Source organism: Emergencia sp. (assembly GCF_048465375.1).
Classification (GTDB): Bacteria; Bacillota; Clostridia; order Peptostreptococcales; family Anaerovoracaceae; genus Senimuribacter.
Map to the genome: position 1 here is coordinate 241,620 of NZ_DBFWLQ010000007.1, position 11,308 is coordinate 252,927.

The following is an 11,308-nucleotide window of genomic DNA, read 5'->3' on the forward strand; positions in this document are numbered from 1 at the left end:
CTTCCTATTTATAAACGTCGATTGCACCAGCCGGACAAATACGTCCGCAAGAGGCACAGCCGATGCAGTCTTCATTTACAGATATAACGTATTCGTAACCCTTGGAGTTTACCTTTTTACCATATTCCAGGACTTTCTTCGGACAAAATTTGATGCAGTAGCCGCAGCTCTTGCATAACTCTTTTTTTATTACGACCTTTGCCATAACGTCCTCCTTTTCTATCTATCAATCTCTTGTATTTATGTTAGAGCATCCATTGATTTTTGAGAAGCGAGAGAATATAATGGGGTATAAGAAAGTCTTTTATGTAGCGGAGGGTGCCTATGGATATAAAGAAATTTGCGGTCCTGCTGACCGTGGTGGATTCGGGCAGTTTTAGCAAAGCAGCGGAGAAGCTGGGGTACACACAGGCGGGAGTCTCTTATATTATGAATAGTCTGGAGGAAGAAATCGGGCTGCGGCTTCTAGAACGCAATTATAACGGAGTCAGACTCAACGACGACGGAAAGGCTTTGATCGGTGAAATCAGAATGCTGGTCGATGGGGATCAGCGGCTCTCGGGGATGATTCAAGCCAGAAAAGAGAAGCGGATGGAGAAGCTTCATATTGCGTCAGTGGATACCATTGCATCCAAGTGGCTGCCAAAGGCTACTGCAGCCTTCGAAAAAGCTTATCCTGACGTCCACATCGACATGGTGACGGGGGACCCCTTTGAGATTAATGAATGGATTGGGAAAGGAACCGTGGACATCGGTCTGACGGAGTTCCTTTGGTCATCAAAAGATTATCAGTGGATTACCCTGGCGAAAGATCCATTTTTTGCAATTCTTCCTGCAGAAAGCAGTCTGGAAGGGGAATGCGCCATCACTAGCTTTGAGGGAGAAAAAATTTTTATACCTGATTTTGGCAGAGATCGGAATGTGCCGGTTTTGCTGAAGAAAAATCGCGTTGATGTGGAGTTCCTCTACGACAAAGCCAGCGCAGCCTCCGTCATGAAGAGCATCGCCATGGGACGAGGAATGAGCATTCTGCCGGCTTTGACCATCGATCTGTGTGCCATGGACAAAAGCGACCAGGAGAGCTTTCCGAAAATTCTTCCCTTGAAGCCGTTCTCTTATCGTGAACTGGGAGCTTCACTGAAAGAGGAAAAAAGAGATGTCTGGCAGATGGGCGCATTTCTCAGGTGCTTGAAGGAAGTAGTAGGGAGCGACTGCGAAAACGGATATTATCAATTAAAAAGATGAATCAATTCTGGAATCTTATATCCCTCGCATGGGATTTGTGCTAAACTGTAAACAGCAAAAAGATTGGGGAAGTGAAGGAGGATATACCTATGAAATTAGCAACGATTCGTTATCAGGACAATGTCTATGCAGGTTTGGTCAAAGATGGGAACTTCTACAGTTTTCAGGGAATTGACGAGACTTTGCCAAATGACATGATAGAATTTATCGAGAAATATGAAACATGTAAAACCATCATTTGCGAAAAGCTGGAGCAGAGCACGCCGACCTGTGCTGCCAGCGAAGCAAAGTTCCTGTCGCCGATTCCAAGACCGAGGACGTTCAGAGATTTTATGAGCTTTGAAGAGCACGTCGTCAACAGCGGAGCAGCTGCTGGTTTTGACGATACTACCATGAAGAACATGCTCGCGGTTTGGAGACGGCTGCCTGCTTTCTACTTTTCTAACACCAACGTTTTCTTTGGTCCGGATGAGCCGATCAAAATGCATCCGCATTCGCAGCGCTTTGATATGGAGTTCGAGATTGCCGTCGTAATCGGAAAAGAGGGTATCAATGTTCCGAAGGAAGAAGCCGCGGACTATATCTTCGGTATGACGATTCTAAATGATTGGAGCGCAAGGGATATTCAGATGGAAGAGATGCAGATGCAGCTGGGGCCGGCAAAAGGCAAGGATTACGCCAATTCCATGGGACCGGTCATCGTTACCATGGACGAGCTGCAAAAGTACGCGCTGCCTGATGATCCGTCAAAATACGATATGGCAACAAAACTCTATCGTAACGGAGAATTGATTAGAGAGAACAACACCAAGTCCATTTACCACACGTACTGTGACTTGATCGCCTATTCTTCGAGAGAAACGAAGATTTACCCGGGCGACGTGCTGGGCTCTGGAACCATTGGCGGCGGCGCTATGCTGGAATATATGGGCAGGCAGCCTTTTGTCCATGCAGGTGACAAGATCGACATGGAAGTGGAAGGCATCGGCACTTTGAAGATGTCCGTGGTATAGAGGCGGTTAAATTTTTGTTCCGCTCACAGCTGATTTGTGCTAAACTAGAAACAGATTAAACAAGAGGAGAGATGCTTATGAAACAAGATATGATTGTAATATTAGATTTAGGTAGCAGTGAAAATACGGCGCTGGCAAGGGAAATCCGCGCGCTGGGCGTGTACAGTGAGATTTACCCTCACGACATCACCAAAGAGGAGCTTGTGAAGCTGCCTAATGTAAAAGGTGTGATTTTGTTCGGCGGTGAACATCGCAATGTGGACGGCAAAGACATCGACGTTCTGCCGGAAATTTATGATGCCGGATATCCTGTCATGGCTATCGACCATGAACCAGCTCTCTGTGAGACAAAGCTTGCATCGATGCCGACAGAAGAGCAGCTTCGCGGATTTGTTTTCGACACCTGCAAAGCTGACACCAACTGGAACATGAAGAATTTTGTGGCTGATCAGATTGAATTGATCAAGGAGCAGGTAGGCGACCGCAAGGTTTTACTGGCGTTGTCCGGCGGCGTAGACAGTTCTGTGGTAGCGGCGCTTTTGATCAAAGCCATCGGCAAGCAGCTTGTCTGTGTCCACGTCAACCACGGCCTCATGAGGAAGGGCGAGTCAGAGAGCGTCATCGAGGTGTTCAAAAACCAGATGGATGCCAACCTGGTCTATGTTGACGCCAGCGAAAGATTCCTCGGAAAACTGGCTGATGTTGACGATCCAGAGCAGAAGCGCAAGATCATCGGTGCAGAATTCATCCGCGTATTTGAAGAGGAAGCCCGCAAGCTTTCTGGTATTGACTTCCTGGCACAGGGAACCATCTATCCTGATATCGTAGAGAGTGGAACCAAGACGGCAAAAGTGGTAAAATCACATCACAATGTCGGTGGACTTCCAGAAGATCTGGCGTTTGAGCTTGTTGAACCGCTTCGTCAGTTGTTCAAGGATGAAGTGAGAGCCTGCGGCGTGGAACTGGGACTGCCATATGACATGGTTTACCGTCAGCCGTTCCCAGGTCCGGGTCTGGGCGTGCGCTGCCTGGGGGCGATCACCAGGGACAGGCTGGAAGCTGTTCGTGAATCCGATGCGATACTTCGTGAAGAGTTTGCAAAGGCCGGACTGGACAAGAAGGTATGGCAGTATTTCACCATCGTTCCGGACTTCAAGTCTGTAGGAGTGAAGAACAATGCCAGAAGCTTCGAATATCCAGTCATCATCCGTGCGGTTAACACTATAGATGCCATGACTGCGACCATCGAGGACATCGACTGGCCGATCTTACATAAGATTACAGACCGTATCCTGGCAGAGGTGGAAGGGGTCAATAGAGTTTGTTACGATATGACACCGAAACCGTGTGGAACCATTGAGTGGGAATAGGATAGCAGATGCCGTCAACCAGCATAAACACTGTTTTTTTCACCCCTATTGCGTGACATTTAAGAGGTGAACCCAGAGGGGTTAAGGCTTGTCCTTAACCCCTTGTTTGCCACCAAGCACAGGTGCATATCTTCGTCAATGGCGGCGCAGCCGTTCATCTCAACCATTGATGGGGATATGTGACGGTGCTGCTCCCGGGGTGGGATGGCGGGGATTTCGCCGAGTTTGAGACAGCAAGCGGTGCATTATCCTTTTGGCTGTACAGTCGAAAAGAATTTGTTAAGGCAATCGGTGAGAGCTATATCCCACCAAGGGGAATCAACCAGACATTTGAAATTGCCCTGTGGCTACCGAGTTTTGCTGATGTAGATGTGGAATATGAGCGGCTATCAAAGTTAGGACTGCGCTTTCCCACTGGAGAACCCATCACTTATCCTTTTGGAATCCGTAACTTTTATGTTGCCGACCCAGAAGGCAATCTAATCGAAATTGGAAGCACGAACGAATCGTAGCTTACAGTTTCTCCATATTAGACCAAGATGTCTTTGGGGGATAAGACATACAACATATTACTTATATCTTGCAAATGATTTTTGGGGGCGAGAAGATGATAACAGGATACTACTGCACAAATATTTTTTCTGAACAAGCGAAAGAACTGATTGCGTTTTATAGGCAGATATTAGAAATACCCTTCATTAAGACTGACGTGGACGATTCAAATGGGGTTTATCTTGGCTTTATAGAAAATGCCCCCACTCTTTGTATATGGGATTGCAAAGCATGGGGTGCACAGCCGACTGGACATCAATCCTTTGTTTTTCAAACAACAAATCTTGATGCAACGATGGAATGTTTGAAGGAAAAAGGAATTACTCTCTCTGATGCTATTCGATATGATTGGGGAACTTACGAGGTTCGTTTAAGCGATATTGATGGAAACGAGATAGTAATAGCTGAGTTTGCGTGATTGAAGGTTTTTGTTTATAGGGAAATTATGAACATCCCCCATACATAGCCACATTTGCTCTGATACTATTTTGCAACATAAGGAATATTGTTTGAAGGACGTACTATTGATACGATGAAGCTGTGAATCGTTATATTTTTAAAAGTTTTACCGAGCTTATGTGATTTAATCTAAATAGTTGAGCATATATGTTTGAACAATTTGTTCAACGCCTCAAGTTCTGAAAATAGTATTAATGACTATTTTAGAGGTATGAAGGGATATAATGGAGTAAAAGATCAAACTCGACACGGTACGTCAATAAATCAAAAAGATGCCGGAGAGGTTGACATATTTGAAGGATTAAAGTTAGATATTGCAGCTTCTGTACTTGCAAAACTAAGAAACAAAGCAAAGGCCTCTGGCATCAGCTATCAGCAATGCCTGCAGCTATTTTTTCAAGAAGAATTCCTGCGTAAACTGGCTGGTTCCAAATACGCGGAAAACTTTATCCTCAAGGGTGGACTGTTTATCTATATGCTGACTGACTTTGAGAGTCGTGCCACCGTGGATGTGGATTTCCTCATGCGGGGTTTGAACAATGATCTGATTCGATCTGATTCGAATGGATGAAATCATTGTTGACATTCTTGCGGTGGATACGGGTAATGACTTCGTGACCTTCAAGACTTCCAAGACTGAGTCCATTGCTCTGCAACGGAAATATCACGGAGTCAGCACTCAAATCATAGATTATATTAAGAATGTCCGTGCACCTTTTCATGTAGATCTCGGCGTGGCGATGTCATTGTTCCTAAAGCAGAACGGCGTAACATCCAGACGCAGCTTGATGGTTATGAGAAACCGGAGATTCTTACCTATTCTCTGGAAAGCACCATAGCAGAGAAGCTCGACGCCATTTTGCAGCGCTTTGAACTGACGGGTCGTATGAAGGATTTTTACGACATTTACTATCTGTCCAAGACCTTCGACTTTGATGGCCTGAAGCTCGAAACGGCGATTCAGGAGACCCTTCAGAACCGAGGCACTGCCTATGAGAAAGACAGCTTTGACCGTGTGCTGGCTCTGGCTGACGATGCTGATATGCAGACAAAATGGAGGTATTTCCTCAAGACTTTGGGCGATGCACCTGTGCCCTTTTCTGAAGTCATAGATGGAATAGATGTATACTTGGGACCAGTGTGGGAAGCGTTCGTTGCTGAAAACGAGTTTACAAAGAAGTGGAAGGCGCAGGAAGTGCTGTGGCAGAGCAATTTGGACAAAGTATGAGCAGAAGTGGGTAGGGACAATTTTGTCTTAGAGGAATCATAGTTTTTGAAAGGCTCTTCGCACATATAGCAAAGCTTTTCTTCTTGCGTTTACAAAAAATCCTCCTTGACTTTTCTTGAAAAATTATGTTAATATAATCGAGTTGGGCAGCCAGGTGCGTAGAATTCCGGACGAATTCTACGCACTATTTTTTTGTCCTTCGAAGTTTTTAGGTAGCTTTTCTCTGATAAAGACTCCAAAATAAATTCTTAATCAGGAGGAAAATTATGGAACAAACAAATCAAAACCACATGCTCGGGGAGGAGAAGATTTCAAAGTTGCTGATGAAGTTTTCAATTCCCTGTATTCTGTCACTGCTGATCAGCGCGCTTTACAATATTGTCGACCAGATTTTTGTCGGCAACAGTGAATTAGGATATCTCGGCAATGCTGCCACAGGCATCGTCTTTCCCATTCTCATTATCGCACAGGCCTTTGCATGGTGCGTCGGAGACGGCAGCGCAGCGTATCTGAGCATCTGCCAGGGAAAAAAGGATACGCAAAATGCACATCATTGTATTGGCAGCGGTATTACTGCTACGCTGATACTCAGTATCGTTATGCTGGTGCTCTGTGCAGCGTTCAAAGAGCCGCTGCTCCGTCTGTTCGGCGCATCTGACCAGACGATTGGAATGGCAATGGAATACTTCACCATCGTACTTTGCTTTTTCCCTGCCTTTATGCTGATGAACATGATGAATGCCGTCATCCGTGCAGATGGAAGTCCGGCGGTTTCCATGGCTTCGATGTCACTGGGCGCAATTTTGAATATCGTTCTCGACCCAATCTTTATTTTTTCTTTGAATTGGGGGATTGCCGGCGCCGCCTGGGCAACGGTTGTAGGACAGACGGTTTCTTTCCTCGTCAGTGTGCTGTATTTTTTTAGAACAAAGAGCTTCCGCCTGACGAAGAGAAGCTTTGTACCGCAGTTGAAGATTTTCAATAATGCTTTAAAACTGGGCGCGTCCTCGTTCATCACGCAGATGTCTATCGTCGTTATCTCCTTGACTTGCAACATCATGTTGGCGAAATACGGAACCTTGTCCATCTATGGACAGGACATTCCCATTTCAGTAATCAGCATCGAAACAAAAGTATTTACCATTGTCATCAATATCGTGGTCGGCATTGTCCTCGGAGGACAGCCAATCTTGGGTTATAACTTCGGTGCTAAAAAATATAATCGCGTCAGAGAAACGTACCGTACCGTTTTAATCGCCACCCTTGTGGTCGGCATCGTGTCCACTTTGATTTTTGAAATCTGTCCGCAGGTGGTCATCGGTATTTTCGGCTCAGGGAATGACGGACTCTATCTCGAATATGCAGTGCGCACATTCCGAGTTTTTCTTTCCCTCGTCATTTTCACCTGTGTGATCAAAATGTCCTCAATCTTCTTTCAGGCCGTAGGAAAACCTATAATGGCGGTTATCGCCTCCCTTACCCGCGATATCATCTGCTTTGTGCCGCTTGTGATTTTGATTCCCTCTATTTTTGAAGGAAACCAGGCAGGCACTGGAATCAATGGAATTCTGTTTGCCGCGCCTGCCGCGGACATCATCGGCATGATTGTTGCCGTGTGCCTGACGGTGCGTTATTTCAAAACAATGGAAACCGGCGCAGGTGGCGAACCTGTTTCAGAAGATGTGATCATTCGTCCGTCCCATAGAGGCATCATTGTCACAATTGCTCGTGAGCATGGTTCCTGTGGCAAGAGAATTGCCCAGCTCGTGGCAGAAAGAATGGGCGTTGCTTGTTATTATAAAGAGATGACTGCGCTGGCGGCGAAGGAGATCGGTTTAGACCAGCAATTTGTATCGGATATCAATGAGAATTCCCCTGAACTGCTCCGCTCTTTATACCTCAGCACTGATGTGGTACAGCAGGCAATTGTTGCACAGGAGCAGATTATCAGAAAGATTGCTGATAATGGTTCTTGCGTCATTGTTGGCCGCGCCGCCGATTATGTCTTGAGCGATTACAGGGACGTAGTCCGCATATTTATCCATGCTCCAAAAGAGTATCGCGTTAAAAAGGTGATGGAAATGTACGGGGATACGGAAGAAGCAGGACGGAAAAGTATCGTCCGTTCCGATGCGGCACGTTCTGCATACTATAACAGCATTTCGGGCGGGCAGTGGGGTGACCCCCATAGCTATGATCTCTGCATCGACAGTTCCTGCGGTGTGGAAGCGGCTGCTAGTATGATTTGCGATTATATCGAGCTGCGAAATAAATCACTGACAATCGCGTAATCATTATATCTTTGTAACTCTCCAACACCTTATTTCCAGGAACGTTTTTTGAGAAGCCTTTGCAGCTTACTGTCCACCCTTGACTTGGATAAGCGGAATTTCTATGAAAAGGAAGCTATGGATTCAGGCGAATCTGTCTGCGAACTGAAGCGTCATGTTAAAGCTCAGGTTTTGTTTTCATGAACAAAAAGAATTGCACAGCCTCTTCTTAATCTGTATAATAATAAGCAGCTATATATTTTATTTGATTTAAGGAGTATATCATGAGTCATTTAGAACAGAAACGTGACGGTTTTAAAAGTCAGTGGGGTTTTATTCTCGCGTGTGTCGGTTCTGCTGTGGGTATGGGAAATATTTGGAGATTTCCATATATGGTAGCGGCATGGGGTGGATTGACTTTCTTACTACCGTATTTTCTTTTTGTCATTTTGATCGGGTCTACAGGCGTCATTGAGGAAATCGCCCTCGGACGATCCACCGGCGCAGGTCCTATCGGCGCCTTTGGAAAGTGTACGGAAATCAGAACCGGCAAAACCTTCGGACAGTGGATCGGCTTTATCCCTGTAGTCGGCGCCCTTTGTCTGGCCATCGGATATACGGTGGTAGTGGGCTGGATTTTCAAATATACCTTTATGTCGCTGACGGGAAAGCTGTCAGCCATGGGGCAGGATATGGATGCCATCGGCGGGATGTTCGGATCTACTGCTTCAGCATGGGGAAATAATCTCTGGCTGATGATCGCAGTTGGCGTAACTCTGGCTATCATGGCCTTCGGCGTTGCAGGCGGCATCGAAAAGGTGAACAAAGTGATGATGCCTGCATTGTTTGGCCTGTTTATTCTGCTAGGCATCTATATCTTCACCTTGCCAGGCGCAGAAAGCGGCTATCAGTACATATTTACACTGAACCCAAAGGGCCTGCTGAATCCCGAACTTTGGATTTTTGCCTTTGGACAGGCGTTCTTCTCACTTTCTATCGCCGGAAACGGGACGGTAATTTACGGCTCCTACTTGGGCAAAAATGAAAACGTGGTGAAATCAGCGATGAATATCGCTGTATTCGACACCATCGCTTCTATGCTGGCAGCTCTGGTTATCATTCCCTCCATGGCAGTGGGCGGTGCGGCCCTTGACACAGCAGGCCCGGGATTGATGTTTATCTATCTTGTAAATGTGTTTAACGGCATGCCGGCGGGCACGATCGTAGGAATCGTCTTTTATATATGCGTCATGCTTGCTGGGATTACTTCTTTGATTAATCTGTATGAGGTTCCAGTCGCAGCCTTGCAGGAAAAACTGGGATTCAAACGGATCACAGCTGTCGGAACCATTGCTGTCATCGGATGCATTGTTGCGCTTTTAATACAGGCAATCGTTTCCGGCTGGATGGATGCCGTGTCGATTTATGTCTGTCCTCTTGGGGCAATGTTGGCGGGCATCATGTTCTTCTACGTAGCGGGGAAAGGTTATGCCGAAAAAGCGGTCAATGAGGGTGCAGTCAAACCGATTGGTCCGTGGTTTGTAACAATGGGGAAATTTGTATTTGTCCCGCTGGCTCTCATCGCGCTGATTGCAGGGGCAATTTTTGGAGGAATTGGTTGATGAATGTGAAAGGAAAAACTGATGAGCACGTGGGAAAAAATTGATATGGCCAACTGGCCTCGCAGAGAGCATTTTGAGTATTACACGAAGGTACTCAAAATCCAATATAATATGACTGCCAACATTAAGGTGGAAAAACTGCTGGATTACTGCCAGCAAAATGGAAAAAAGTTTTATGCGACACTGATTTACCTGGTGTCGAAGACAGTAAATAGTATTGATAATTTTAAAATGTTCCAGGACAAAGAAGGCAATCTGTGTGTTTGGGATCATGTGGTGCCGAACTATACCATTTTTCATAACGATGACAAAACCTTTTCCGACTGCTGGTCAGAGTACGACAGAGATTTTGAGGTTTTCTATCAAGCTATCACTTGCGACATGGAAAAGTATAAGGACGTAAAAGGCATCAAAGCGCGGCAGGATCAGCCTGCAAATTTCTATTGCGTTTCCGCTGCGCCGTGGACAGCCTTTACAAGTTTCAACAGTAGGATCGTCGGCGGAGGTCTGCAGTTTTTTCCAGTCATAACCATGGGAAAATATGAACGTGCAGGCGAACATGTCTTGATGCCCGTAAACCTCAATGTCATCCATGCTGTGTGCGACGGGTACCATGCGGGGCTATTTTTTGATACTTTGCAGCGTGAAATCGATGCGCTAACAGTTGATGAGAGGATTTAACATGAAGATAGAACAATTTGTAATGGCATACAGGGTGGATCATGGGAAAGTGAAGGCATTACTGAGTGAAGGCTATGAATCTCTCCGGCCCGTTTTGCGCATCAACATAGAAATCATCCACGATGAAAAAAATGGAACTTATGTGAGAATCGAACACAATACGCCGGTTGCATCGCAGGGCAGAAGGGTCTGGCTCAACCTGAACGTTTGGGAAAGCCCAGGCACAGAGATTGATTATGCAGACGAAGACAAGCACTTTGGTGAGCCGACACCAGGTGTTGAAGATAAGACGAAAGGGATAACGACAGTCTTTAAAACAGAGTTTCTTGACATAGAATTTACCGGCGTGGGCATCGAAGGCGGCTGTCCCGCTGAAGGCGACAACGACGGCTGCTTTTATATCGATGGAGAAGATACGACTTTTGTGCCGGCGGAAAAGATTACTTCCCGCAAAGAATACTGTGACTGTGAATTTAGGTGGACAAAGCCGGTTACAGAGGCCATGAGGATTCCGCCGCAGGAACTGCTTGGCGCCTACAAAGTGGCCTTTGAACGATAATGTGTAAAGAGAAAGGAGCCAAAACATGAGATTTCTTACATATAGATATGAGGGAAAGACGTCCCTTGGCGTATTGTCAGAAAATGGGGAGAAGGTGTTGGAACTATCAAAGCTTCTCCCGGATACAAGCAGCAAAAACATGATAGAGTTTATCGCTGGTGTTTCTGATGCGGATCTTGATGCTGTTAAGGAAGCGTTGGACGCTGATGCTGACCATAAGGGTATTCCTCTGGCAGAAGTACAACTGCTGGCTCCCATTACCAGACCGATTCATGACATTCTCTGCGTGGGCGTCAATTACAAGGAACA

At 46.0% G+C, this 11,308-nt stretch carries 13 protein-coding genes; 12 read left to right on the forward strand and 1 reads right to left on the reverse strand.

Features of this window, described 5'->3' with window-relative positions:
• Positions 1 to 4: 4 nt before the first annotated feature.
• A complete protein-coding gene (locus tag ACMQ5W_RS06080) occupies positions 5 to 205 on the reverse strand; it encodes a 4Fe-4S dicluster domain-containing protein (RefSeq protein ID WP_419024224.1) in 201 nt (66 codons plus the stop codon).
• A 119-nt stretch (positions 206 to 324) separates the two neighbouring features.
• Here ACMQ5W_RS06080 and ACMQ5W_RS06085 point away from each other — a divergent pair, with 119 nt between their 5' ends.
• From ACMQ5W_RS06085 to ACMQ5W_RS06140, 12 genes are all read left to right on the forward strand, one after another.
• Positions 325 to 1,245 (forward strand): LysR family transcriptional regulator, encoded by a 921-nt coding sequence (locus tag ACMQ5W_RS06085; RefSeq protein ID WP_419024226.1) that lies wholly within the window; start codon positions 325 to 327, stop codon positions 1,243 to 1,245.
• Between the two features lie 89 nt (positions 1,246 to 1,334).
• Positions 1,335 to 2,258 carry a fumarylacetoacetate hydrolase family protein gene (locus tag ACMQ5W_RS06090; RefSeq protein WP_419024228.1) on the forward strand — a complete coding sequence of 308 codons (924 nt, stop codon included), beginning with the start codon at positions 1,335 to 1,337 and terminating at the stop codon, positions 2,256 to 2,258.
• Between the two features lie 71 nt (positions 2,259 to 2,329).
• Complete coding sequence (gene guaA / locus ACMQ5W_RS06095; protein ID WP_419024229.1) at positions 2,330 to 3,628, forward strand: glutamine-hydrolyzing GMP synthase; 1,299 nt, start codon at positions 2,330 to 2,332, stop codon at positions 3,626 to 3,628.
• A gap of 185 nt (positions 3,629 to 3,813) precedes the next feature.
• Positions 3,814 to 4,140: a VOC family protein gene (locus ACMQ5W_RS06100; RefSeq protein ID WP_419024231.1), complete on the forward strand. Its 327-nt coding sequence runs from the start codon at positions 3,814 to 3,816 to the stop codon at positions 4,138 to 4,140.
• Between the two features lie 95 nt (positions 4,141 to 4,235).
• On the forward strand, positions 4,236 to 4,598 hold the full coding sequence (locus ACMQ5W_RS06105) for a VOC family protein (RefSeq protein WP_419024233.1): 363 nt from the start codon (positions 4,236 to 4,238) through the stop codon (positions 4,596 to 4,598).
• Between the two features lie 192 nt (positions 4,599 to 4,790).
• Positions 4,791 to 5,210 carry a nucleotidyl transferase AbiEii/AbiGii toxin family protein gene (locus tag ACMQ5W_RS06110; protein ID WP_419024235.1) on the forward strand — a complete coding sequence of 140 codons (420 nt, stop codon included), beginning with the start codon at positions 4,791 to 4,793 and terminating at the stop codon, positions 5,208 to 5,210.
• 174 nt (positions 5,211 to 5,384) lie between these two features.
• Positions 5,385 to 5,867 carry a nucleotidyl transferase AbiEii/AbiGii toxin family protein gene (locus ACMQ5W_RS06115; RefSeq protein WP_419024254.1) on the forward strand — a complete coding sequence of 161 codons (483 nt, stop codon included), beginning with the start codon at positions 5,385 to 5,387 and terminating at the stop codon, positions 5,865 to 5,867.
• A gap of 266 nt (positions 5,868 to 6,133) precedes the next feature.
• Positions 6,134 to 8,158: an MATE family efflux transporter gene (locus tag ACMQ5W_RS06120; RefSeq protein WP_419024237.1), complete on the forward strand. Its 2,025-nt coding sequence runs from the start codon at positions 6,134 to 6,136 to the stop codon at positions 8,156 to 8,158.
• Between the two features lie 263 nt (positions 8,159 to 8,421).
• On the forward strand, positions 8,422 to 9,759 hold the full coding sequence (locus ACMQ5W_RS06125) for a sodium-dependent transporter (RefSeq protein ID WP_419024239.1): 1,338 nt from the start codon (positions 8,422 to 8,424) through the stop codon (positions 9,757 to 9,759).
• Positions 9,760 to 9,780: 21 nt separating this feature from the next.
• The gene (locus ACMQ5W_RS06130; protein WP_419024241.1) at positions 9,781 to 10,440 is read left to right on the forward strand and encodes a CatA-like O-acetyltransferase; all 660 of its coding nucleotides are present in this window, start codon (positions 9,781 to 9,783) and stop codon (positions 10,438 to 10,440) included.
• A 1-nt stretch (position 10,441) separates the two neighbouring features.
• Entirely contained in the window at positions 10,442 to 10,999 is a 558-nt protein-coding gene (locus ACMQ5W_RS06135; RefSeq protein WP_419024243.1) for a hypothetical protein, read from the forward strand.
• A 25-nt stretch (positions 11,000 to 11,024) separates the two neighbouring features.
• On the forward strand, positions 11,025 to 11,308 hold a 284-nt coding region (locus ACMQ5W_RS06140; RefSeq protein WP_419024245.1), incomplete at its 3' end, for an Rv2993c-like domain-containing protein.